This window comes from Kitasatospora sp. NBC_00315 (genome assembly GCF_041435095.1).
GTDB lineage: Bacteria > Actinomycetota > Actinomycetes > Streptomycetales > Streptomycetaceae > Kitasatospora.
The window spans coordinates 2,305,482-2,330,398 of the sequence record NZ_CP108025.1 but is presented as its reverse complement, the minus strand read 5'-3'; the positions used below and the strand labels follow the sequence as shown (position 1 = coordinate 2,330,398).

17 protein-coding genes and 1 pseudogene are annotated in these 24,917 nt (G+C 74.7%); 16 read left to right on the top strand and 2 right to left on the bottom strand.

All coding sequences use genetic code 11. The annotated features are described in order from the left end of the window. Positions 1–17: 17 nt before the first annotated feature. The 3 genes from OG823_RS09200 (at position 18) to OG823_RS09190 (ending at position 2,433) form a co-directional block, all read left to right on the top strand. Positions 18–824: a TlyA family RNA methyltransferase gene (locus OG823_RS09200; protein WP_371484375.1), complete on the top strand. Its 807-nt coding sequence runs from the start codon at positions 18–20 to the stop codon at positions 822–824. Positions 825–940: 116 nt separating this feature from the next. After that, the gene (locus tag OG823_RS09195) at positions 941–1,843 is read left to right on the top strand and encodes an NAD kinase (RefSeq protein WP_371478967.1); all 903 of its coding nucleotides are present in this window, start codon (positions 941–943) and stop codon (positions 1,841–1,843) included. Between the two features lie 47 nt (positions 1,844–1,890). Further along, complete coding sequence (locus OG823_RS09190) at positions 1,891–2,433, top strand: MOSC domain-containing protein (RefSeq protein ID WP_371478966.1); 543 nt, start codon at positions 1,891–1,893, stop codon at positions 2,431–2,433. 107 nt (positions 2,434–2,540) lie between these two features. On the opposite strand, the gene OG823_RS09185 is transcribed toward OG823_RS09190, so the two are convergent. After that, entirely contained in the window at positions 2,541–4,049 is a 1,509-nt protein-coding gene (locus OG823_RS09185) for a PLP-dependent aminotransferase family protein (protein WP_371478965.1), read from the bottom strand. Between the two features lie 152 nt (positions 4,050–4,201). On the opposite strand from OG823_RS09185, the gene OG823_RS09180 reads away from it, so the two are divergent. The 3 genes from OG823_RS09180 (at position 4,202) to OG823_RS09170 (ending at position 8,243) form a co-directional block, all read left to right on the top strand. Next, on the top strand, positions 4,202–4,900 hold the full coding sequence (locus OG823_RS09180; protein ID WP_371478964.1) for a YitT family protein: 699 nt from the start codon (positions 4,202–4,204) through the stop codon (positions 4,898–4,900). A gap of 78 nt (positions 4,901–4,978) precedes the next feature. Continuing rightward, positions 4,979–6,712, top strand: a complete 1,734-nt coding sequence (recN, locus tag OG823_RS09175; protein WP_371484374.1) for a DNA repair protein RecN — start codon at positions 4,979–4,981, stop codon at positions 6,710–6,712. Positions 6,713–7,076: 364 nt separating this feature from the next. Continuing rightward, complete coding sequence (locus tag OG823_RS09170) at positions 7,077–8,243, top strand: glycosyltransferase family 4 protein (protein WP_371478963.1); 1,167 nt, start codon at positions 7,077–7,079, stop codon at positions 8,241–8,243. Positions 8,244–8,303: 60 nt separating this feature from the next. Here the strand turns inward: OG823_RS09170 and OG823_RS09165 are convergent, their stop codons facing one another. Next, positions 8,304–10,298 (bottom strand): glycoside hydrolase family 15 protein, encoded by a 1,995-nt coding sequence (locus OG823_RS09165; protein ID WP_371484372.1) that lies wholly within the window; start codon positions 10,296–10,298, stop codon positions 8,304–8,306. 782 nt (positions 10,299–11,080) lie between these two features. Here OG823_RS09165 and OG823_RS09160 point away from each other — a divergent pair. From OG823_RS09160 to OG823_RS09115, 10 genes and pseudogenes are all read left to right on the top strand, one after another. Continuing rightward, positions 11,081–12,754, top strand: a complete 1,674-nt coding sequence (locus OG823_RS09160) for a CTP synthase (RefSeq protein ID WP_371478962.1) — start codon at positions 11,081–11,083, stop codon at positions 12,752–12,754. A gap of 95 nt (positions 12,755–12,849) precedes the next feature. Next, positions 12,850–13,497, top strand: coding sequence for an NUDIX domain-containing protein (locus OG823_RS09155; RefSeq protein WP_371478961.1), 648 nt, complete (start codon positions 12,850–12,852; stop codon positions 13,495–13,497). 204 nt (positions 13,498–13,701) lie between these two features. Next, positions 13,702–15,999: an AAA family ATPase gene (locus OG823_RS09150; RefSeq protein WP_371478960.1), complete on the top strand. Its 2,298-nt coding sequence runs from the start codon at positions 13,702–13,704 to the stop codon at positions 15,997–15,999. A 258-nt stretch (positions 16,000–16,257) separates the two neighbouring features. Beyond that, positions 16,258–17,376, top strand: a complete 1,119-nt coding sequence (gene ald / locus OG823_RS09145; protein WP_371478959.1) for an alanine dehydrogenase — start codon at positions 16,258–16,260, stop codon at positions 17,374–17,376. A 512-nt stretch (positions 17,377–17,888) separates the two neighbouring features. Continuing rightward, positions 17,889–18,947 carry a ParA family protein gene (locus OG823_RS09140; RefSeq protein ID WP_371484371.1) on the top strand — a complete coding sequence of 353 codons (1,059 nt, stop codon included), beginning with the start codon at positions 17,889–17,891 and terminating at the stop codon, positions 18,945–18,947. A gap of 41 nt (positions 18,948–18,988) precedes the next feature. Beyond that, a complete protein-coding gene (locus OG823_RS09135) occupies positions 18,989–19,519 on the top strand; it encodes a hypothetical protein (RefSeq protein ID WP_371478958.1) in 531 nt (176 codons plus the stop codon). A gap of 262 nt (positions 19,520–19,781) precedes the next feature. Continuing rightward, a complete protein-coding gene (locus OG823_RS09130) occupies positions 19,782–20,714 on the top strand; it encodes a ScpA family protein (RefSeq protein WP_371478957.1) in 933 nt (310 codons plus the stop codon). Positions 20,715–21,211: 497 nt separating this feature from the next. Then, on the top strand, positions 21,212–21,805 hold the full coding sequence (locus OG823_RS09125; RefSeq protein WP_371484369.1) for an SMC-Scp complex subunit ScpB: 594 nt from the start codon (positions 21,212–21,214) through the stop codon (positions 21,803–21,805). 448 nt (positions 21,806–22,253) lie between these two features. Then, positions 22,254–23,633 (top strand): annotated as a pseudogene (locus OG823_RS09120) (pseudouridine synthase); the annotation flags it as partial. A gap of 270 nt (positions 23,634–23,903) precedes the next feature. After that, positions 23,904–24,884, top strand: coding sequence for a helix-turn-helix domain-containing protein (locus OG823_RS09115; protein WP_371478956.1), 981 nt, complete (start codon positions 23,904–23,906; stop codon positions 24,882–24,884). The last annotated feature ends 33 nt before the right edge of the window (positions 24,885–24,917 follow it).

Below are 24,917 nucleotides of genomic sequence, written 5' to 3'. Positions count from 1 at the left end.
GCTGAAACGCAGTGGCAGTGGCACGACGCCGACTCGACGCGGAGCTGGTCCGCCGCAAGCTGGCCCGTTCGCGCGAGCACGCGTCCGAACTGATCGCGGCCGGGCGGGTGACCGTCGGCGGCACCACGGCGACCAAGCCGGCGACCCAGGTGGAGACCGCGGCGGCCGTCGTGGTGGCCACGGACGACAGCGACCCCGACTACGTCTCGCGCGGCGGGCACAAGCTGGCCGGGGCCTTCGCCGCGTTCGTCCCGCTGGGCCTGGTGGTGGAGGGGCGGCGGGCCCTGGACGCCGGCGCGTCCACCGGCGGGTTCACGGACGTCCTGCTGCGGACCGGCGCCGCGCACGTGCTGGCGGTGGACGTCGGCTACGGCCAGCTGGCCTGGTCGCTGCAGAGCGACGAGCGGGTCACCGTGATGGACCGCACCAACGTGCGCGAACTGGGGTTGGAGCAGATCGGCGGCGCGCCGGTCGATCTGGTCGTCGGCGACCTGTCCTTCATCTCGCTCGGCCTCGTGCTGCCCGCGCTGGCGGCCTGCAGCGCGCCGGACGCGGACCTGGTGCTGATGGTCAAGCCGCAGTTCGAGATCGGCAAGGAGCGGCTGGGCAGCGGCGGGGTGGTGCGCAGCCCGCAACTGCGGGCGGAGATGGTCCGTCAGGTGGCCGGGCACGCGTGGGCGCTCGGACTGGGGGTGCGGGCGGTCACCGCGAGCCCGCTGCCCGGACCGTCCGGAAACGTCGAGTACTTCCTCTGGCTGCGACGCGACGCCCCGGAGCTCGATCCGGCCGAGGCGGACCGGGCCGTCGCCGAGGGGCCCCGATAGGGTGCTGTGCGGACGTCCGGCCGAGCGGCGGTCGCGCCGGTAGCGGGTCGGACCGCCCGGAGGCGAGCCGAGCCCGACAGAGAACGGCGACCCGGCAGGCGTAGGGAGAGGGCAGCATGAGCGAGGGACGTACGGTCTTCCTGATTGCGCACACCGGCCGGGAGACCGCGTTGCGCAGTGTCGAGAGCCTGGTGCACGGCCTGCTGAAAGCAGGGATCAGGATCCGGTTGCTGGCCACCGAGGCGGTCGACCTGGATCTTCCGGACGGCGTCGAGCAGGTGGCCGCCGGCAAGGGCGCGGCGGACGGCTGCGAGCTGATCCTGGTCGCGGGCGGGGACGGGACGCTGCTGCGCGGGGCCGAGCTGGCCCGCGACCACGGCCTGCCGATGCTCGGCATCAACCTCGGCCGGGTCGGTTTCCTGGCGGAGGCCGAGCGCGACGATCTGGCGGTGGTCGTGGAACGGGTGGTCGACGCCGACTACGAGGTCGAGGAGCGGATGACCCTCGACGTGGTGGTGCGGACCAACGGGGACGTGATCCACCAGGACTGGGCGCTCAACGAGGCGTCCATCGAGAAGGCCTCCCGGGAGCGGATGCTGGAGGTGGTGACCGAGGTGGACGGCCGCCCGGTCTCCAACTTCGGCTGCGACGGGGTGGTCTGCGCGACGCCGACCGGCTCGACCGCCTATGCCTTCTCGGGCGGCGGCCCGGTGGTGTGGCCGGAGGTGGAGGCGCTGCTGATGGTGCCGATCAGTGCGCACGCGCTGTTCGCGCGGCCGCTGGTGGCCTCGCCCGACTCGGTGCTGGCGGTGGAGGTGCAGCCGAAGACGCCGCACGGCGTGCTCTGGTGCGACGGCCGGCGTTCGGTCGAACTTCCGGCCGGGGCCCGGGTGGAGGTCCGCCGGGGCCAGACACCGGTCCGGCTGGCCCGGCTGCACCGGGCGCCGTTCACCGACCGCCTGGTGGCCAAGTTCGCCCTGCCGGTGACCGGTTGGCGCGGCCGGGCGGGAGCCTGCTGAACGAACCGGCCCGGTGCCGGTCGGAGTCCGGAGGAACGGAGTCAGGAATGAACGCGACGATAGCGGCGGTCAGCCGCAGCGCGGTGCACGGGTTCAGCAAGCCGAACGAGCCGAGCCTGCGGCTGCTGGCCGGCCTCGGGGTCGAGGGGGACACCCACTTGGGGGTGACCGTCCAGCACCGGTCACGGGTCGCCCAGGATCCGACGCAGCCGAATCTCCGTCAGGTCCACCTGATCCACGCGGAGTTGCACGAGGAGCTGGCGCTGGCCGGTCACCGGGTGGCGGCCGGCGACCTCGGCGAGAACATCACCACCCGGGGGATCGACCTGCTCGGCCTGCCCCGGGGCACGCGGCTGCACCTCGGTGACCACGCGGTCGTGGAGGTGACCGGCCTGCGCAATCCCTGCCTGCAGATCGACGCCTTCCAGGACGGCCTGCTGAAGCAGGTGGTCGGCCGGGACGAGGCCGGCAACGTGGTCCGCAAGGCGGGCGTCATGGGTATCGTGCTGGCCGACGGCGAGGTCCGCCCGGGCGACCGCATCCGGGTCGAGTTGCCGAACGCTCCGCACGAGCCGCTGGAACGGGTCTAGCGGCAGCCCCGGCGGACCGCGACGGCGGGCACACCGCGGCGACGGCGCCGCGACAGGGGCGCCCGTGGCGGACCGCCGTCTGAGGCCCGCGGGGCCGCCCGGGGGCCTCAGACCGCCAGCGCCGGGCGCCCTTCCCCCGAGGGCCAGGGGCCGCCGCCGGCAGCCCGGGCGGCCACGGCGGCGAGCCGCGCGACGGCGGCGGGGACGGCGGCGGCCGGCACGGTCAGCGGGATCCGGAGGAAGTCCTCGAACGCGCCGTCCGTACCGAACCGGCTGCCCGCCGCGATCCGCACCCCGCCCTGCTCCCCGGCCTCGGCCAGGGCGGAGCCCGAGACGCCGTCGGTGGCGAGCCAGAGGCTGAGGCCGCCGGGCGGCTGCGCGAAGCGCCAGCCCGGCAGCCGCTCGCGCAGCTCCGTGGTGAGGGCGGCCGCGGTGGCGCGCAGCCGCGCCGAGCGGTCCGCGCGGACCTCGGCCAGCGGCTCCCCGAGCAGGGCGGCCGTGATCAGCTGGTCCAGGACGGGCGTCCCCACGTCGGTGAAGACGCGGTCGCTCGCGAGGCGGCGCACCAGGGCCGGAGCCGCCCGCACCCAGCCGATCCGCAGGCCGCCCCAGAACAGCTTGCTGGCCGACCCGACGGTGACCACCTGGGCGCCGTGGTCCAGCGCGGCGGTGGGCCGCGGCAGGGTGGCGCCCCGCGGCAGGCCCCAGTCCAGCTCGGCCGTGGTCTCGTCGGCCAGCACCACCGTTGCGGCCGCGCGGGCCGCGGCGAGCAGCTCGCGGCGCTGCTCCTCGGGGATCAGGGCGCCGGTGGGGTTGTGGAAGTCGGGGATGACGTAGGCGATCTTCGGCGCCGCACCGCGCAGCACCCGGCGCCACTGCGGCAGGTCCCAGAGCGGCTGCTGCTGCGGGCCGCCGGGCCAGGCGTGCGGGACCGGGACCAGCCGTGCGCCGCCCAGGCGCAGGGCCTGCAGGGTGTGCGCGTACGTGGGGGCCTCGACCGCGACCCGGTCGCCGCGCCCCAGCAGGGCTCGGTGCACCAGGTACAGCGCGCTCATCGCACCGGTGGTGATCAGGATCTGCTCCGGCGACGTCGCCAGCCCCCGTTCGCAGAAGCGCCGGGCGACGGCCTCCCGGAGCACCGGCAGGCCGGTGGGGTAGCAACCGTGCCCGGCCGCGTAGGCGGGCAGCTGCTCCAGGGCCAGGGCGGCCGCCCGGCCGAGGTGGGGCTGCGGCGCGGGCAGCGCCGCGACCCCGAGGTCCAGGACCTGCTCCCGCTCCTCCGGGGGCACCGGGTGCAGGGCGTCGGCGGGCGGCCGGGCGCCCTCGGGCAGGGTGGTCCAGCTGCCGGCGCCCCGGCGGCTGCGCAGGTAGCCCTCGGCACGCAGGGACTCGTACGCGGCGGCGACCGTGGTGCGGCTCAGCGAGAGTGCGGCGGCGAGCTCACGCTCGGCGGGCAGCCGGGCGCCGACCGGCAGCCGGCCCTCGGCGACCAGCACGCGGACCTGCCCGGCCAGCGTCCGGTACGCGGGGCGGTGGCCGGCCGGCTCCGGCAGCCGGGCCGCCGCCAGCAGCCGGGCGAGCGCGGGCGGGGCGACGGTGGTGTGCCATTCGGCCATGGGGATCAGTCCACTTGCTCGGAATTGGCCCTGGAAGTGGCCCGGTTGGACTTCCCATGATGGCACTGCGGCCCCGGCCGCCGCCGACCGGATCCACCGACGCCGCCGGGCCCCGACCGATCCCGCGCGCCGCCCCTTGAGGAGAGACCCCGATGGCCACCAGCACCACCGCCACCGCCACCAACGGCCCCCGAGCCCCCCTGACGTCCGCCCTGGCCGGCCGGGCCCTCGGCCGCCGCCTGCCGCAGCTGCTGGCCGGTCTGCTGCTCTACGGCTCCAGCATGGCGCTGATGATGCGGGCGTCCCTCGGGGTCAACCCGTGGGACGTGCTGCACCAGGGCCTGCTGCGCCACCTCGGCCTCTCGATGGGCAGCTGGGTCACCCTCACCGGCGCGGCCGTCCTGCTGCTGTGGATCCCGCTGCGCCAGCGGCCGGGGGTCGGCACGGTCGGCAACGTGCTGCTGCTGGGGGTGGCGATGGACCTCACCCTGCGGGTCGTCGGCACGCCCGGACCGCTCACCGCCCGGATCGCCCTGCTCGCCGCCGGCATCCTCCTCAACGCGCTGGCCACCGGCCTCTACATCGGCGCCCGCCTCGGCCCCGGCCCCCGGGACGGCCTGATGACCGGCCTGCACCGGCGCACCGGCCGCTCACTGCGGCTGATCCGGACCGCCATCGAGCTGACCGTGCTGGTCGTGGGCGTGCTGCTGGGCGGCACCGCCGGGATCGGCACCGTCGCGTACGCACTGGCCATCGGCCCGCTCGCGCAGTACTTCCTGCGCCACTGCGCGGTGCCCGCCGCGGTGGCGGGGGCTGCACCGCCGGAGCCCTCCGGCAAGCCCCGGAACTGATGAACTTGGGGGCGCCGGGTTGCCGCTCGTCGCGCGGCGGGGGTGGAACCTCGTAAGGTCGTCACCGTGTTGGACGAGATGCGGATACGAGATCTTGGTGTCATCGACGACGCCGTGGTCGAACTGGCACCGGGATTCACCGCCGTCACCGGCGAGACCGGTGCGGGCAAGACCATGGTGGTGACCAGCCTCGGCCTGCTGCTCGGCGGCCGCGCCGACCCGGGCCTGGTGCGCGGCGGTGCGGTGCGGGCGGTGGTCGAGGGCAGGATCGAGCTGCCCGCCGGCTCCCCGGCGGCGGCCCGGGCGGTGGAGGCCGGGGCCGAACTCGACGACGGCGCGCTGCTGATCAGCCGTACCGTCTCCGCCGAGGGCCGCTCGCGGGCCTTCGTCGGCGGTCGGTCGGTGCCGGTCGGCCTGCTCGCCGAACTCGGCGAGGACCTGATCGCGGTGCACGGCCAGACCGACCAGCAGCGCCTGCTGCGCCCCTCCCGCCAGCGCGGCGCGCTGGACCGCTACGCGGGCGAGAGCCTGACCGGGCCGCTGGAGCGCTACCGGGAGGTGCACCGCAGCCTGCGGGAGGTCTCCACGACGCTGGAGGAGCTGACCACCCGGGCGCGTGAGCGCGCCCAGGAGGCCGATCTGCTGCGCTTCGGCCTGGACGAGGTCGCGGCCGCCGAACCGGTGGCCGGCGAGGACACCGAGCTCGCCGCCGAGGCCGAGCGGCTGGGCCACGCGGACGCGCTCTCCTCCGCCGCGGTGCTCGCCCACGCCGCCCTGGCGGGCGACCCCACCGAGCCCGACTCGGTGGACGCGGGCACCCTGCTCGCCCAGGCCCGCCGGGCGCTGGACGGCGTCCGCGCGCACGACGAGCGGCTCGCCCCGCTGGCCGACCGGCTGAACGAGGTCGGGTACCTGCTGGCCGACGTGGCCGGTGACCTGGCCGGGTACGCGGACGACCTGGACGCCGATCCCGTCCGGCTGGCGGCGGTCGAGGAGCGGCGCGCCGTCCTGTCCCAGCTGCTGCGCAAGTACGGCGGGCCGGAGAACAGCCTCGCCGAGGTGCTGGTCTGGGCCGAGGCGGGCGCCGGCCGGCTCGCCGAACTGGACGGCGACGACGAGCGGATCGACGAGCTCGGCGCGCGGGAGAGCGCCCTGCGCGGCGAACTGGCCGGGCTCGCGGTGGAGGTGTCGGCCGCCCGGCAGGCGGCCGCCGGCCGCTTCGCCGAGGCCGTCTCCGCCGAGCTCGCCGAACTCGCCATGCCGCACGCCCGGGTGACCTTCCGGATCAGCCAGGTCGACGACCCGGCCGGCCTGGACTTCGACGGCCGCACCGTCGCCTACGGCACGCACGGCGTGGACGAGGTCGAGGTGCTGCTCGCCCCGCACCCGGGCGCCTCCCCGCGTCCGATCGCCAAGGGCGCCTCGGGCGGCGAGTTGTCCCGGGTGATGCTCGCCGTGGAGGTGGTCTTCGCCGGCGCGGATCCGGTGCCCACCTACCTCTTCGACGAGGTCGACGCGGGCGTCGGCGGCAAGGCGGCGGTGGAGATCGGCCGCCGGCTGGCCAAACTGGCGGAGTCGGCGCAGGTCGTGGTGGTCACCCACCTCCCGCAGGTGGCGGCGTTCGCGGACCGGCACCTGGTGGTGGAGAAGACCAACGACGGCACGGTGACCCGCAGCGGCGTCAAGGTGCTCAACGACGAGGAGCGGGTACGGGAGCTGTCCCGGATGTTGGCCGGCCTGGAGGACTCCGAGCTCGGCCGGGCGCACGCCGAGGAGCTGCTGGCCGCCGCCCGGGCCCCGCGCGGACGCTAGACCCGACCCGGGCCCCGGTGAGCCCGGCGCCGCCCGGGCCGTCGGCATCCGTACCGTCGCGCCGCCCGGGCCGGAGCCGTACCCGCCGGTAGTGCGGCCGCCGCGGCCCGGCGGCGGCCACGACGCGCCCTGGGGGGCGCCGACTGTCCAAGAGGGCCGCCGACCTGGCATCGTGGCCGCTGGACACTGGCCTTCCGGTCCCGAGCACCGCTCGCGGGCCCCACGGCTCCTCGCTCCCGCCACCAGCGGGCCGAGGGGCACCGCTCCCGCCGCCGGACGGGAACGGAGGGGTCCGGGCACGGCGGTACCACCGCCGCGCGGGCGGCGAGCTGACGGATTCCTGATCGAGTCGGAGTGAGACGACGTGGACCATTCCGCCGCCCGGACCACGGCGGCCGCCCCCGAAGCGGGGCAGCTGCACGTGGTACTCGTGATGTCCGCCGGCACCGGCGGCGTCGGCGCGCACGTGCGCTCCCTGGCCCAGGGCCTGGTCGCGCACGGAGTGGGCGTGACGGTCTGCGCGCCCGCCGGGACGGACGCGCTGTTCGGCTTCTCCCGGACGGGCGCCAGGTTCCACCTGGTCGACATCACCCCCACCGCCGGCGCCCGCAGTGACGCCACCGCCATCGGCGAACTGCGGCGTGCCTTCACCGGCGCGGACGTGGTGCACGCGCACGGCCTGCGGGCCGGGCTGCTCTCGGACCTGGCACTGCGTACGGCGGGCCGCTTCCCCGGTCTGCGCCCGGAGACCCCGTTGGTGGTCACCTCGCACCAGGCGATGCTCGCCACCGGAATGGAGCGCCGGCTCCAGCGCCTGATGGAGCGCCGGGTCGCGCGGGCCGCCGACCTGGTGCTCGGCGCCTGCTCGGACCTGGTCGCCAGAGCCCGCGAACTCGGCGCCGGCGACGCCCGGCTCGGGCCGGTCGCGGCCCCGCCGATGCCGCCCGGCGGCCTGGACCGGGAGGCCGCCCGCGCCGCCCTGCTCGGTGAGCGCTCCGATCGCCCCGTGGTGCTCGCGGTCGGGCGGCTCGTCCCGCAGAAGGCCTTCGGGCTGCTGCTGGACGCCGCCCGCGAGCTGGCCGGCGCCGACCCGCGGCCGCTGGTGGTGATCGCGGGGGAGGGCGCGGAGGGCCCCGGGCTGCGCGAGCGGGCCGCCGCCGAGGGCCTGCCGGTCGAGCTGCTCGGCTACCGCACCGACATCCCCGACCTGCTCGCGGCCGCCGACCTGGTGGTCGTCAGCAGTCGCTGGGAGGCCCGTTCACTGGTGGTGCAGGAGGCGATGCGGGCGGGCGTGCCGGTGGTCTCGACGGCCGTCGGCGGCATCCCGGAGCTGGTCGGCGACGCGGCGGTGCTCGTCCCGGCCGGTGACGCGGCCGCGCTCGGCCGGGCCGTGCGCCAGCTGCTGGCCGATCCGGAGCACCGGGCCCGGCTGGTGAAGGCCGGCCACCAGCAGGCCGACACCTGGCCGGACGAGGCCGCGACGGTGGCCCAGGTGCTCAGTACGTACGACGAGCTGGTCCGGCGCAGCTGATCCGGCGTCCGGCCGGGCCGCGTACGGTGGCCCCGGCCGGACGGGCCGGGGCCACCGGGCTCAGACGGCGGCCTGCTCGCCCTGGTCGGCGGCCGCGCGGTCCGGCTGGGGCGCCAGGTAGGCGCCGCCGCAGGCGGTCAGCCGCAGGGCGGTGTCGATCAGCGGCACGTGGCTGAACGCCTGCGGGAAGTTGCCGACCTGCCGCTTGAGCCGGGGGTCCCACTCCTCGGCGAGCAGTCCGACGTCGTTGCGCAGGGCCAGCAGCTTGTCGAACAGCTCGCGTGCCTCCGCCACCCGCCCGATCATCGCGAGGTCGTCGGCGAGCCAGAACGAGCAGGCCAGGAAGGCCCCCTCGTGGCCGGAGAGCCCGTCGACGTTGTTGCCCTCGTCGTCGTGGGTGGGGTAGCGGAGCACGAAGCCGTCCTCGGTGGAGAGCTCGCGCTGGATCGCCTCGATGGTGCCGATCACCCGCTTGTCGTCCGGCGGCAGGAAGCCGACCTGGGGGATCAGCAGCAGGGAGGCGTCCAGCTCCTTGCCGCCGTAGTACTGGGTGAAGGTGTTGCGCTCCGCGTCGTAGCCGCGCTCGCAGACGTCCCGGTGGATGGTGTCGCGCAGGTCGTGCCAGTGCTCCAGCGGGGTGTCGGCCCGCTCGTCGTCGGGGAGCTGTTCGAGCATCTTGATGGTGCGGTCGACGGCGACCCAGGCCATCACCTTGGAGTGGACGAAGTGCCGGCGCGGCCCGCGCACCTCCCAGATGCCCTCGTCCGGCTCGGTCCAGTGCTCCTCCAGGTAGCTGATCAGCTTGAGCTGGAGGTGGTGGGCGTGGTCGTTGCGGGCCAGTCCGGTCATGTGGGCCAGGTGCAGCGCCTCGACCACCTCGCCGTAGACGTCCAGCTGGAGCTGCCCGGCCGCGCCGTTGCCGACCCGGACGGGCTGGGAGCCCTCGTAGCCGGGCAGCCAGTCCAGCGAGGACTCGGTCAGCTCGCGCTCTCCCGCGATGCCGTACATGATCTGCAGGTTCTCCGGATCCCCGGCGACGGCCCGCAGCAGCCACTCGCGCCAGGCGCGCGCCTCGTCGCGGTAGCCGGTGCGCAGCAGCGAGGAGAGCGTGATGGCGGCGTCCCGCAGCCAGGTGTAGCGGTAGTCCCAGTTGCGCTCGCCGCCGATGTCCTCCGGCAGCGAGGTGGTGGGGGCGGCGACGATGCCGCCGGTGGGGGCGTAGGTGAGTCCCTTGAGGGTGATCAGCGAGCGCACCACGGCCTCGCGGTAGGGGCCCTGGTAGGTGCACTGGCCGGCCCACTCGCGCCAGAAGTCCTCGGTGGCGGCGAGCATCTCCTCGGCGTCCGGCGGGCTCGGGGCGTCCAGGTGGGAGGCCTGCCAGGTCAACGCGAAGGTGATCCGCTCACCGGCGGTGACGGTGAAGTCGGCGTAGGTCGTCAGGTCGCGGCCGTAGGTCTCGGCGGCGCCGTCCAGCCAGACCGAGTCGGGGCCGGCCACGGCGACCGTGCGGTGGCCGCCGTCGCTCTGCTCGACCCGGTGCACCCAGGGGACCACCCGGCCGTAGCTGAAGCGCATCCGCAGCGCGGAGCGCATCCGGACGGTGCCCTCCAGGCCCTCGACGATCCGGATGATCTGCGGGACGGCGTCACGGCCCGCCAGCGGGCGGGGCGGCATGAAGTCGATCACCCGGACCTTGCCGCCCTGGCTGTCCCACTCCTGTTCGAGGACCAGGGAGTCGCCCCGGTAGCGCCGCCGGTCTGCCGGCAGGGCGGGGGCGCCGGCGGTGGGCGGCGGGAGGCGGAGATCACCCGTGTCGGTGAACCCCGTACGCGGCGCGGCGAGGCCCTGGGTGTCGGCGGCGGGCCCGGTCACCGCCTCGGCGGGGCCGATCCGCCAGAACCCGTGTTCATCGGTCCCCAGCAGGCCGGCGAAGACGGCCGGCGAGTCGAAGCGGGGCAGACACAGCCAGTCGACCGCTCCGTCCCTGCTGACCAGGGCGGCGGTCTGCATGTCCCCGATGAGTGCGTAGTCCTCGATACGGCCGGCCACGTGGATCTCCAGTTCGCAAGGTGAGCACGACGCGACCGTCGACGGCTTCGAGCGAGCGGGGAGCGGAGCCGGTCCTGGTCCGCGCCGGGGCACTCCGGGGCCCCTGCGCCCTGGTGGGGGCGGGGACCGGCAAGGTGTCCGCAGGGGGCTGTGGTGGGGCCCCAGGCGGGCGGGGAGGATCGAAGCGATGGGGAGGTCCGGTCGCGCATCGGGGACCGAGAGGTGCGTACAGCCCCTCCCTCGCCCTCCGCGTGCTCTGCTGTCGACGATGCGTCCGTGAAGCTTACGTCGGGCCTGTGGGGCTGAGCACACGCACAGCGGCCCGTGTGGCGTCATATTCCGGTAGAAAAGCCGTGCATCAGCCGCCTGCCGGCGCTGTCGGTGAGAGGATCATCCTCTTGGGCCATACGGAACTGATCCCTCCGGGCGGGCCCCCTGGCCCTGCCGGGCCGCCGTCCGGGGCCGCCCGGGTGGTCCGGCGCCCACCCGGTGCGTGGTCCGCGGGGCGGCCCGCGAGTGGTCCGGAACACGGCCGGCAGGTGTCCGGCGGGTGACCCGCGACCCGGCGGCCGGGCAGGCCCGGAACGCAGTCGGTCCGGTGCACTGATACCCTGGTATCCCGTGGACTGGTGGGATCGAAAGCCCAGGACCAGCCTCCCCGACGACCCCGCCGACGCTCCCTGGGAGCCCGGTTCGAGCACGCTCACCGAGCGTCCGCTCCTCGTCGGGAGGCGAGCCGAAGACCCCGCCCCAAGTCACTTCGACACGCGACCCACGGGAGCCCCCTCTTGGCACAGCCCCATTCCGGCAAGGCATCGAACGGCCGCGCCGTGACGACCAAGCACCTCTTCGTCACCGGGGGTGTGGCCTCCTCGCTCGGCAAGGGCCTCACCGCCTCCAGTCTCGGCGCCCTGCTCAAGGCCCGCGGGCTGCGCGTGACGATGCAGAAGCTCGACCCGTACCTGAACGTCGACCCCGGCACGATGAACCCGTTCCAGCACGGCGAGGTCTTCGTCACCGACGACGGCGCCGAGACGGACCTGGACGTCGGCCACTACGAGCGCTTCCTCGACACCAACCTGCACGGCTCCGCGAACGTCACCACCGGGCAGGTGTACTCGACGGTCATCGCCAAGGAGCGGCGCGGCGAGTACCTGGGCGACACCGTCCAGGTCATCCCGCACATCACCAACGAGATCAAGTCCCGGATCCGCCGGATGGCGACCGAGGACGTCGACGTGGTGATCACCGAGGTCGGCGGCACCGTCGGCGACATCGAGTCGCTGCCGTTCCTGGAGGCCGTCCGCCAGGTCCGCCACGAGGTCGGCCGGGACAACGTGTTCTTCGTGCACGTCTCCCTGCTGCCGTACATCGGCCCCTCGGGCGAGCTCAAGACCAAGCCGACCCAGCACTCGGTCGCGGCGCTGCGCAACATCGGCATCCAGCCGGACGCGATCGTGCTGCGCGCCGACCGCGAGGTGCCGCAGGCCATCAAGCGCAAGATCTCGCTGATGTGCGACGTGGACGAGGAGGCCGTGGTCGCGGCCATCGACGCCAAGTCGATCTACGACATCCCCAAGGTGCTGCACGCCGAGGGCCTGGACGCGTACGTGGTGCGCCGCCTGGACCTGGCCTTCCGCGACGTCGACTGGACCACCTGGGACGACCTGCTGCGCCGCGTCCACGAGCCCCAGCACATCGTCAAGGTCGCGCTGGTCGGCAAGTACATCGACCTGCCGGACGCCTACCTCTCGGTCACCGAGGCGCTGCGGGCCGGCGGCTTCGCGAACAACGCCCGGGTCGAGATCAAGTGGGTCACCTCCGACGACTGCGAGACCCCCGAGGGCGCGCAGGAGCAGCTCGGCGACGTGGACGCGATCTGCATCCCCGGCGGCTTCGGCGACCGCGGCGTGACCGGCAAGGTCACCGCGATCACCTTCGCCCGTGAGAACGGGGTGCCGCTGCTGGGCCTCTGCCTCGGCCTGCAGTGCGTGGTCATCGAGGCGGCCCGCAACCTGGCCGGCCTGCCGGAGGCCAACTCGACCGAGTTCGAGCCCGCCGCCAAGCACCCGGTCATCTCGACCATGGCCGAGCAGCTGGCCATCGTCGACGGCAAGGGCGACCTGGGCGGCACCATGCGCCTGGGCCTCTACCCGGCGAAGCTCGCCGAGGGCTCGATCGTCCGCGAGGTCTACGGCGGCGAGCAGTACGTGGACGAGCGCCACCGCCACCGCTACGAGGTGAACAACGCCTACCGGGCCGACCTGGAGAAGACCGGCCTGGTCTTCTCGGGGCTCTCGCCCAAGGGTGACCTGGTCGAGTACGTCGAGTACCCGCGCGAGGTGCACCCCTACCTGGTGGCCACCCAGGCCCATCCGGAGCTGAAGTCCCGCCCGACCCGCCCGCACCCGCTGTTCGCGGGGCTGGTGGCCGCGGCCATCAAGATCAAGACGGCCGAGTAGGACCCGACGCGCCACGGAGCGGCGGTCGTGCGGACATCCGCGCGGCCGCCGTTCGGCGTAGGTTAGTGTCGTACTGACGAAAAGGGGAGAGTGCGATGACAGACGCAGGCCGGCCCATCCACGACGACGCCGAGCAGTGGCGCGTCCTGCACAGCGAGGAGCCGTTCCGCGGCCGGGTGACGGGGGTGCGCACCGACGAGGTGGTGATGCCGGACGGCTCCAGCGCCCGCCGCGACTACCAGGTCCACCCGGGGTCGGTCGCCATCCTCGCCCTCGACGAGCAGCAGCGGGTGCTGGTCGTGCGCCAGTACCGCCACCCCGTCCACCAGCGCCTGTGGGAGCTGCCCGCCGGGCTGCTCGACGTGCCCGGCGAGAATCCGCTGCACGCCGCCCAGCGCGAGCTGTACGAGGAGGCGCACTGCACGGCGGGGCGGTGGAGACTCCTGGTCGACATCTACACCTCGCCCGGCAGCTCGGACGAGGCACTGCGGATCTTCCTGGCCACCGACCTCGCGGCCGCCGAGGGCGAGCGCTACGAGGCGCACGGCGAGGAGCTGGAGATCGAGGTGGCCCGGGTGCCGCTCGACGACGTGGTCGCCCTGGCCCTGGCCGGCGAGCTGCACAACCCGACCCTGGTGACCGGCTCGCTGGCACTGCAGGCCGCACTGCGCTCCGACGGCGGCACGGACGCGCTGCGCCCGGCCGACGCGCCCTGGCCGGCCAGGCCGTTCGACCTCGACTGAACCCGGCGGGGGGCCGGCACCCCGGTCGGGCGGCCCCGGGGGCCCTCGTTGATCCACAGGGGTGATTTACCGGTTCGTACGACCGGATGTCACCCCCGCTGCGCCGTACGGTCGAACTACGCTTCGCTGACAGTGGCCCATGACGGGCCGGCTCCGCTGAGTGACAGGTCGGGAGTGGCGCTGGTGGCGAGGAAGACGGCGACGATGGACGCACGGCCGACCCCGGACGGCGCCGTGGACCGGTTGCCCGCCGGGCCCTCCGTGTTCGCCGGACGGCGCACCGAACTCGCCGCGCTGCGGGCCGCCGCGGCCCGGCCGGCCGCCGGCCGCAGCCCCGTCCTGGTGCTGGCCGGCCGGCCCGGCTCCGGCCGCACCACCCTCGCCGTGCGGTTCGCCCGGGAGGTCGCCGCCGACTACCCCGACGGAGTCCTCTACGCCCGCCTCTCCGCCCCCGACGGCGGCCGGGTGCCGCCCGGCCAGGTCGCCCGCAGGCTGCTGGAGCAGCTCGGCGGAACGGTCGACGCGGTGCTGCTCCCCGGCGTCGGGGCGGACGGCCGCGACGATCCCGCCTGCGTGCGGCTGCGGGCCGCGCTGGCCGGGCGCCGGGTGCTGCTGATGCTGGACGACGTCAAGGACGCCGGGCAGCTCTGGCCGCTCCTCGCGGACGAGCCGGGCTGCCTGGTCGTGGCGACGACGGCCGGCCCGCTCACCGGGATCGAGGACATCGACCCCTGCATTCTCGGCGGCCTGGAGCAACAGACCTCGGTCGCCCTGCTCGGGGAGCTGGTCGGCGGGAACCGGATCGGCTGCGACCCGGTCGGCGGCGCCGACCTCGCCGAGGCCTGCGCCTCCCGGCCGGCCGCGCTGCGCCTGATGGCGGGGTGGCTGCGGAGCAACCCCGAGGCGGCGGTCACCGACGCGGCCCGCGAACTGGCCCGCGCCACCGGCGAGGCGGCTCCCCCCGGTGGCGGGGTCCCCGGCGCGAAGGGCGCGCGAGGCGCCCGTGGCGCGGGCCGGAAGCGCGGGGACGGCCGGCGCGGTGACGGCCCCGGCGGTGGTGACGGCCCCGGCGGGGGCGCCCCGGGTGTGGACGGCCGCCGTGGAGCGGACGAGGGCGGGACGGCCGGCTCGCGCGGTGGGCCCGGCGGCGAGGGCGACGCTCCCGGCGCCGCGCCGGGGCCCGCGGGCGTGGGCGGTAGGAACGGCGAGGACGGCAAGGACGGTGCGGGTGGCCGGCGGGGCGGGGGCGGGCCCCGGCCGGCGCCGGGCAGCACGGCCCCCACGGCGCCGACGGGCAGCACGGCCCCGGCGGCGCCCGCGGCCCCGGCGGACCCCGGGGCCGCCGGGCGGCAGCCGGGCGCGGAGCGCCCCGCTGCCGAGGAGCCGGCCGAGAGCTGGACACCGCCGGCCCCGGGACCGGCCGAGCCGGTGCCCGTCCCCGACAACGACCCGCTGATCGGCGCCTTCGGCCTGCTCTACGCCACGCTGCCGACCGCCCAGGCGCGGATGCTGCGCACCCTGACCCTCGCCCCGGCCCAGATCGCCGACCTGCGGACGGCCTCCGCACTGGTCGGCTGCCCGGCGCCGGAGGCGGCCGCCGCGCTGGCCGCGCTCGCCGCGCTGGAACTTCTCGGCGAGGAGCCGCCGGCCGAGGACGGCACCCCGCGCTACCGGGTGCCCGGCCGGCTCTACCCCCGGCTGGTCCAGCTGCGGGAGGCCACCGACCGCCCGGCCGAGACCGAGTTGGCGCGGGCCCGGCTGCTGGAGCGGCTCGTCCGGCTGGTCGACTCGGCCCGGGCGCTGCTCGACCCGGCCGACGGGCCCGGACCGGATCCGCTGCCGGGGCCGCTGCGCCTGCGCAGCGCCGCCCAGGCCCGGCAGTGGCTGCTGGGCGAGCGGGACCTGCTGCTCGGCGCGGTGGCCGACGCGGTCGGCCAGGGAGATCTGGACGGCACGGCCGGGAGGCTGGTCACCGCCCTGCTCCGGGCCCTGCCGCTGACCGGCGCCCCCGCGCCCGCGGACCTGCACCAGCTGCACGCGTCGGTGCTGCGGGTCGCCGAGCGCAACGGCTCGCCCCGTCGGGCGGCCGCCGCGCTGCTGAACATGGCCGGCCTGCAGGCCGCGGCCGGCCACTGGGAGCAGGCGTCGATCCGCTACCGGGAGGCCCTGGAGCACGCCCGGGCGGCGGCGGACGAACCCGCCTGCGCGCGCGCCCTGGAGGGCGCGGCCGGCTGCCACCGCGCCCTCGGGGACCCGGTGCGCGCCGCCGACGCGTACGGGCGCGCACTCGGGCTGCGACAGGCCCTCGGCGATCACCCCGCGCAGGCCCGGCTGTTCGCCCGGGTGGCCGAGGCGCACACCGCCCAGCGCCGTTTCGAGGAGGCGGAGCGGGAGTACCGGGCGTCCCTGGCGGTGCTGCGCCGGCTCGGCGACGAGCAGGGCCGGCAGGCGGTCACGGTCGCTCTGGAGCAGCTGCGGGCCCAGGTCGATGGCGGCTGGTAGCGCGTGGCTTCGGAGTAATGCCGGAGATGCCGTTTTTGGACGGTATTGGTAGGTAATCCAAGATGCAAGCCTACGAACCTGCCAATGTCTCCCGCTGATTAATCCACTTTGGAAGGCTGACACGCCGACTGGGCTTCATTACACTCGAACCTAGTCGCGCAGTGAACTGTGCCCCGGTGTCGTCCGGAGGCTTCCCGTGCGCGTCGCCCACCGGTCTTCCCCCGGTTGGGACCACAGGCAAGAGGGACGTGTTTAGCCGTGACCAAGGTCGGCATCCCCCGCGAGGTCAAGAACCACGAGTACCGCGTGGCCATCACGCCCGCCGGCGTGCATGAGCTGGTCCGTAACGGACACGAGGTCTACATCGAGGACAACGCCGGTCTCGGCTCCTCGATCCCCAACGAGGAGTACGTGGCCGCCGGTGCCACCATCCTCCCCACCGCCGACGAGGTGTGGGCCACCGCCGACCTGCTGCTGAAGGTCAAGGAGCCCATCGCCTCCGAGTACCACCGGCTGCGCAAGGGCCAGACCCTCTTCACCTACCTGCACCTGGCGGCCGACCGGGCCGGCACCGACGCGCTGCTCGCGTCCGGCACCACCGCCATCGCGTACGAGACGGTGCAGCTCGCCAACGGCGCCCTGCCGCTGCTCGCCCCGATGTCCGAGGTCGCGGGCCGGCTCGCCCCGCAGGTCGGCTCGTACCACCTGATGCGCCCGGCCGGCGGCCGCGGCACGCTGCCCGGCGGTGTGCCCGGCACCCACCCGGCGAAGGCCGTGGTCATCGGCGGCGGCGTCTCGGGCTGGCACGCGGCCACCATCGCCATCGGCATGGGCTACGACGTGACCCTGCTCGACCGCGACATCAACAAGCTGCGCGAGGCCGACAAGATCTTCGGCACGAAGATCAAGGCCATCGCCTCCAACGCGTTCGAGCTGGAGAAGGCCGTCCTCGACGCCGACCTGGTGATCGGCGCCGTCCTGATCCCCGGTGCCAAGGCCCCCAAGCTCGTCACCAACGAGCTGGTCTCCCGGATGAAGCCGGGCTCCGTGCTCGTCGACATCGCGATCGACCAGGGCGGCTGCTTCGAGGACTCGCGTCCCACCACGCACGACGCGCCGACCTTCCAGGTCCACAACTCGGTCTTCTACTGCGTGGCGAACATGCCGGGCGCCGTCCCGAACACCTCCACGTACGCGCTGACCAACGCCACGCTGCCGTACATCGTGGAGCTGGCCAACCGCGGCTGGAAGGACGCCCTGCGCCGTGACCCGGCGCTGGCCACCGGCCTGAACGCGCACGAGGGCCAGATCACCTTCGCGGGTGTGGCCGAGGCCTTCGGCCTGGAGTCCGTCTCCCTGGACAGCGTGCTCGCCTGACACTCCCTCAGCCAGGCCCGCCCTCCCGCAGGGGCGGGTCGTCGGCCCCCGACCCGCTCCCCTCGGGCCGGGGGCTTCGGCATGCCCTGGGGACCGGCCCCGGGGCATGCCGGCAGGTGGGCTCCGGAGCGGGTGGCGGACCACCGCGGAGCGGGGTCGGAGGGTAGCCGGACGGTCACCGGCCGGGTGTCGTCAATCTCTGTGGGTCGCGTCACCCGACCGCAGAAACGTTAGGGTCGAGAGGCCGCCCATCCCTTGACAGCGGGTGGCCCGATAGTCGACACATCCTGCCCACTACCGTGGATTGTGTTGCTGCGAATGCCTTGAACGGCCTAGAGTCGCAAACCGTCGGCATGCTGCCACGCTGACGAATCGACATAGAGTCCTGGATGCCCAAGGAGGTAAGACGACTTGTGAATGAGTCGACATTTGCTCCCGGGGGTGGTCAGCCAGGACTGGCGGGGCACACCGCCGGACAGCCGAGTGAGGGGCCCGGGGCCCGCCAGGCCACCGTGGGCTCGGTCGAGGTCGGCTCGGTCGCGGTCCGCACCTTCGAGGCGCGCCAGGCCGCCGCACCGGTCACCGACTACGACGCCGACCTGCCGTCACACGGGCTGGTCTACGGCGAGTTCGCCTACGGCGCCTACGACGACCCGGACGCCGAGTACGAGCCCGACCCCGAGTACGCCGCCACCCTGGCCCCCGACGCCGCGCGTCAGCGCCGCGAGCGGGTCGGCCCCACCGGCCGGCCGCTGCCCTACTTCCCGATCCCGGCGCCGCTGGCCGAGCACGGCCCCGCGCAGATCATCGCGATGTGCAACCAGAAGGGCGGCGTCGGCAAGACCACGTCGACCATCAACCTGGGAGCCGCGCTGGCCGAGTACGGCCGCCGGGTGCTGCTGGTCGACTTCGACCCGCAGGGCGCCCTCTCCGTCGGCCTCGGGGTCAACCCGATGGAGCTCGACGTCACCGTCTACAACCTCCTCATGGAGCGCGGGCTGACGGCCGATGAGGTGCTGCTCAAGACCGCCGTGCCCGGCATGGACCTGCTGCCCTCCAACATCGACCTGTCGGCCGCCGAGGTGCAGCTGGTCAGCGAGGTGGCCCGGGAGTCCGCGCTCGCGCGGGCGCTCAGGCCGCTGCTGCCCGACTACGACTTCGTCATCATCGACTGCCAGCCCTCGCTGGGTCTGCTGACGGTCAATGCCCTGACGGCCGCTCACAGCGTCATCGTCCCGCTGGAGTGCGAGTTCTTCGCGCTGCGCGGGGTGGCGCTGCTGACCGAGACGATCGAGAAGGTCTGCGAGCGGCTCAACCCCGAGCTGCGCCTGGACGGCATCCTCGCCACCATGTACGACTCCCGCACGGTGCACAGCCGTGAGGTGCTCGCGCGGGTGGTCGAGGCGTTCGGCGAGCACGTCTTCCACACCGTCATCGGCCGTACCGTCCGGTTCCCGGAGACCACCGTCGCCGGTGAGCCGATCACGACGTACGCGACCAACTCGGTCGGCGCCGCCGCCTACCGCCAGCTCGCCAGGGAGGTGCTCGACCGGTGCCGCCCCGCCGAGTGAGTCTCCCGGGTGCCGACGAGCTGTTCCGGACCACCGGGGGGATGGCCCTCTCGCCCTCCCTCGGCCGGTCGGCCGAGGCGCCCAGGGCGGAGACCGCACGGGACGTCAACGGAACCGAGCACGCCGACCGGGACGCCCGTGCCGGCCGTTCCGGCCCCGAGCAGCACCCCGGAGACCGGCCCGGTGTCCCGGCGCCGGCCCAGGGCCCGCGGGGCCAGGGCGCGCCGGGCCCGACCCTGCCCGCCCAGGGCCCGGGCCAGGCCGGCGCGCAGGCCCGTCAGCACGGCACGGCCGAGGACCAGGGCGGCGCCGACCCCGCCCGGCGCGCCCGGTCGCGCAGCCGGGCCCCACGGCGGCCCAGCGGCCGCGAGCGGCACGACGAGAAGATCACCGTGTACGTGTCCGCCGAGGAACTGATGGATCTCGAACACGCCAGGCTGGTGCTGCGCGGCGAGCACGGCCTCGCCGTCGACCGCGGCCGGATCGTCCGGGAGGCCATCGCGGTCGTCCTGGCCGACCTGGAGCAGCGCGGTGAGGCCAGCATCCTGGTCCGGCGGCTGCGCGGGCGCTGAGCGGCCCGCACCGGGCCGCGCACCGGGCCGCGCACCGGCGGACGGAGGCCGTGCGCCGGGCGGCGGAACGACCTCCCGGTAGGACGGCGTAACGGTCCCGTGGGAGGCGGCGGACCCGACGGGCGGGAAACGGCCGGACCGGGATCGGGCCCCGGGTACGTCGGCGGCGGACGGCCGCCGGGCGGGAGCCGGGTCGGCCGCGGCGGCGTGTCGCCGCCCCCTGACCGGGCCGGGCGGCGTGGTCGGGTGAAGATGGACCGTCATGCCGAGCACGAACGAGATCCCCACCGCCGTCGCCACCGCTGACCCCGCCGCACCGACCGCACCGGAACGGGACGGGCGCTTCCGGGTGCGGCTGGACAACTTCGAGGGCCCGTTCGACCTGCTGCTCGGCCTGATCGCCAAGCACCGGATGGACGTCACCGAGGTGGCCCTCTCCCGGGTCACCGACGAGTTCGTCGCCCACATCCGCGCGATGGGCCCCGACTGGGATCTCGACGCCGCGACCGAGTTCCTGGTCGTCGCCGCCACCCTGCTGGACCTCAAGGCGGCCCGGCTGCTGCCCGGGGCCGAGGTCGAGGACGAGGAGGACCTCGCCCTGCTGGAGGCCCGCGACCTGCTCTTCGCCCGACTGCTCCAGTACCGCGCCTACAAGCGCGCCGCCGCCGTGTTCGGCGAGCGCTGGGCCGCCGAGCTGCTGCACCACCCCCGGCGGGCGGGCCTGGAGCCGCGGCACACGCGGCTGCTGCCGGAGGTCGTCCTCGGCATCGGGCCGCAGGAGCTGGCCCGGCTGGCGGCGAAGGCGATGACCCCGCGACCGGCGCCGGTCGTCCACATCGACCACATCCACGCCCCGCCGGTCAGCGTGCGGGAGCAGGCGGCCCTGGTGGTGGAGCTGCTCAGCTCGCTCGGTGAGGCCTCGTTCCAGCAGCTGGTCGCCGACGCGCCCGACGACCTCGTCGTGGTCGCGCGGTTCCTCGCCCTGCTGGAGCTCTACCGCGAGCGGGTGCTCGCGTTCGAGCAGCCGCAGGCGCTGGGGGAGCTGCTGGTGCGCTGGGTGGCGCCGGCGGACCGGACGGGCGTCGAGGTGACGGACGAGTTCGACCGGCCGCCCGGCGAACCGGAGCAACGTACCCGCACGGACGTCCGCGAGGACGCCCGCACGGACGCCCGCAAGGACGGAGGCCCGCGATGACCGCGCCCGAGACCCCGCGCCACGACGAGCGGCGCCGGGAGGACCGTCCCGGTCCGGACACCCCGGCCGGGGAGCGACCGCCCCGGGACCGCCCCGGACAGCCCGCCGGGGAGCCGGCCCTCCCGGGCGCCCGGAAGCCGCCCCGGCGGCCACTGGGGCTCCCGGGGCGTCCCCGCACCCAGGAGTGGCAGGATCCCGCTCACGACGCCGGGACGGGCCCCTGGGAGGCCGTGGCGCCGGTCCGTGAGCCCGCGCCCCCGGTCCGTGAGCCCGGTGAGCCCGCGGAGTCGCCCGAGGAGGGCGGGACCGGCGGCAGGCTGCCGCACCAGAGCGACCCGGCGCAGGGCGACCCGGTGCAGGGCGACCGGCCGGCCGGTCCGCCGGTCGCTGACCACCGGCCGGGGCCGGCCGGGCGCCGGGAGCCGCTGGAGCCCGCCGGGGCGGCCGGGGCGGACCGGGCGCAGACCCCGCTGAAGCCCGCGCTGGAGGCGATCCTCATGGTCGTCGAGGAGCCGGTCGCCGAAGCGCACCTGGCCGACGTGCTGGAGTACCCCCGGGCCGAGGTCGCCCTCGCGCTGCGCGAACTCGCGGCCGAGTACACCGCGCAGGGCCGCGGTTTCGACCTCCGCCCGGTGGCCGGAGGCTGGCGCTACTACAGTCGGGCGGCCTGCGAACCGGCCGTCGAGAGGTTCGTCCTGGACGGCCGGCAGGCCAGGCTGACCCAGGCCGCACTGGAGACCCTGGCGGTCATCGCCTACCGGCAGCCGGTGTCCAGATCGCGGGTATCGGCCGTCCGTGGTGTGAACTGTGACGGCGTGATGCGTACCCTGGTACAGCGAGGACTGGTGCACGAGGCCGGGTCCGAGCCCGAAACAGGTGCGATCCTGTATCGGACGACGAACTACTTCCTGGAACGGATGGGGCTGCGCGGCTTGGACGAGCTGCCGGAGCTCGCGCCCTTCCTGCCCGAGGTCGACGACGTGGAAGCGGAGTCCCTGGAGGGCACGACGATCGCGGATGCGGTCGCCGCCGCTGCCGCGCAATCTGCGGACCGCAGCGGTGAGGCCGGTCAGGCTGCGTCTGATCGGTAGGGGGCGGTGAGGTCGGCCGAGACGACTTGCACATCCCAGACGGAATCGACGTACGGACTTTTTGATGCGTAGCAGTGGCAACGACAGGAACAGCGGCGGCGGCGGCAGCCGAGGCGGACAGGGCGGGGGCCGCGGAGGCCAGCAGGGCGGTGGCCAGGGTGGCAGCCGTGGTGGTTCGTACGGCGGCGGCTCCGGCGGCGGTTCGTACGGGGGCGGCGGTTCGCGCGGTGGCTCCGGTGGTGGTTCGTACGGGGGCGGCGGTTCGCGCGGTGGCTCCGGTGGTGGTTCGTACGGCGGCGGCTCCGGTGGCGGCCAGGGCGGGAGCCGTGGCGGCTCCTACGGCGGCGGCTCCGGCGGCAGCGGTGGCGGCTCGTACGGTGGTTCCGGGGGCGGCGGTTCGCGTGGCGGCTCCGGTGGTGGTTCGTACGGGGGCGGCGGTTCGCGCGGTGGCTCCGGTGGTGGTTCGTACGGCGGCGGCTCCGGTGGCGGCTCCGGTGGTGGTTCGTACGGCGGCGGCTCCGGTGGTGGTTCGTACGGGGGCGGCGGTTCGCGCGGTGGCTCCGGTGGTGGTTCGTACGGCGGCGGCTCCGGTGGCGGCCAGGGCGGGAGCCGTGGCGGCTCCTACGGCGGCGGCAGCGGTGGCGGCGGTTCGTACGGTCGCGGTGGCTCCGGTGGTGGCGGTTCTCGCGGTGGCTCCGGCGGTGGTTCGTACGGTGGTGGCGGTTCGCGTGGTGGCTCCGGCGGTGGTTCGTACGGTCGGGACGACCGGCGCGACGATCGTGGCAGGGACAGCGGCCGGGACAACCGGGACAGCCGGGGCGACCGCCGCGACGACCGCCCGCAGTACCCGGACCGTCCGCTGCGCCCCGAGGAGCGCAAGTACGACCGCCCCGAGTTCGGCTCCGGCGGTCACTACGGCGCCCGCAAGGCACTCCCGCAGAGCCAGCGTCCGCGCACCCAGGCACCGCGCAAGGAGGGCCAGGGCGCTCCGGGCGACCCGCGCCGTCAGCCGCAGCGCTCCCGCGAGCTGCAGGCCAAGATCGAGGACGCGGTGCTGGCCCGGCACGACAAGCCGGCCGTGAAGCTCCCGAAGACCTTCGACGAGCCCGAGGGCGAGCGCCTGCAGAAGGTGCTGGCGCGGGCCGGCATGGGCAGCCGCCGGGCGTGCGAGGAACTGGTCACCCAGGGCCGGGTCATGGTCAACGGCAAGCTGGTGACCGAGCAGGGCAAGCGGGTCGACGCCCAGCACGACGAGATCAAGGTCGACGGCCTGACCGTCGCCACCCAGTCGTACCTGTTCTTCGCGCTCAACAAGCCGGCCGGCGTGGTCTCCACCATGGAGGACCCCGACGGGCGCCAGTGCCTGGGCGACTACGTGACCAACCGGGAGACCCGGCTGTTCCACGTGGGCCGGCTGGACACCGAGACCGAGGGCATCATCCTGCTCACCAACCACGGTGAGCTGGCCCACCGCCTCACCCACCCCAAGTACGGCGTGACCAAGACGTACATGGCGGCGATCCAGGGCCCGATCCCGCGTGACCTGGGCAAGATCCTCGCCCAGGGCATCGAGCTGGAGGACGGCTTCGCCCGTGCCGACAGCTTCAAGGTGCTCTCGAACGTCGGCAAGAACTACCTGGTCGAGGTGACCCTGCACGAGGGCCGCAAGCACATCGTCCGCCGGATGCTCGCCGAGGCGGGCTACCCGGTCGAGAAGCTGGTCCGCACCCACTTCGGCCCGATCGCCCTGGGCGACCAGAAGTCCGGCTGGCTGCGCCGCCTGACCAACCCCGAGGTCGGCCAGCTGATGCACGAGGTCGGCCTGTAGGGCCCGGCTGAGACGCGGCGGCGTACCGGCAGAACCGACGGTTCTGCTCATACCTGCTGATGAGGGCCTCCCCGCTGAACGGCGGGGAGGCCCTCTCGCGTTCCGGGAGTTCGGTGTGAACCTGGCCGCACCGCCTTGTCAGCCGGATGATCCGTGGCAGAGGATTGCCATCGAGGAACGACCCGCCGGGTGGCGGGACTGCGCCACGGGGGACTGCACCACACGGGACCGCGCCCAGGGCGGGGCGCAGTGGCGAAGGGGAGGGGCGTCGTGTCGGAAGCACTCAGCGCGTTGGGTCTGGCAGAGCCGGACGGTCGGATCTACACGGCGCTGGTGGCCAACCCGCAGTCCACGGCGGAGGATCTGGCCGAGCAGTGCGGCCTGACCCTCCAGCAGAGCGGCCGGGCCCTCGACCGGCTGGCGCAGCACGGGATGGCCACCCGTGCGCCGGTGGACCGCCAGCGCTTCCTGCCGGTCGCCCCCGACGTCGCCATCGGTACCCTGATCGGCCACCGCGAGGCCGAACTGCGCCATGCCCGGGCCGAGATGCACCGGTTGATGGACGCCTTCCGGGAGGCCTCCCGCTACACCGACCCGGCGCACTCGGTGGAGGTGCTGACCGGCGGCGAGGCGATCGCGCAGCGGCTGGAGCACATCACCGAGACCAGCCAGTACCAGGTGCGCGGCTTCGACTGCCCCCCGTACATCCAGGATCCGGTCGCCGACAACCCCGTCCAGCGGCGGCGGCTCAAGGAGGGCCTGCGCCTGCGGACCATCTACGACCGGGAGGCGGTCGCCTGGCCCGGCCGGCTGGAGAAGAACATCCTGGTCGGCGTCGAGGACGGCGAGGAGGCCCGGGTGCGGCCGGTCCTCCCGATGAAGATGATCATGTCCGACGACCGGATGGCGATCGTCCCGATCAGCGTCGGCGACAGCGTCCTGGACGCCGCCTACGTGATCCATCCCTCCGCGCTGCTCCAGGCCCTGGACACGCTGTTCGAGGCGGAGTGGGAACGCGCCATCCAGCTCCAGGCGGCGATCGGCACCGCCGACGGCTCGCTGGAGCCGGAGACCGACCACCGCAAACTGCTCGGCCTGCTCGCGGCCGGCCTCACCGACGAGTCCATCGCCCGCTCGCTCGGCTGGAGCGCCCGCACCACCCAGCGCCGGCTGCAGAGCCTGATGCGCGAGCTGGGCGCCACCACCCGCTTCCAGGCCGGGATGGCGGCCCGCGAACGCGGCTGGCTGTGACGGGCCGGGCCCTCCCGTCCCGGGGGGCGGGCC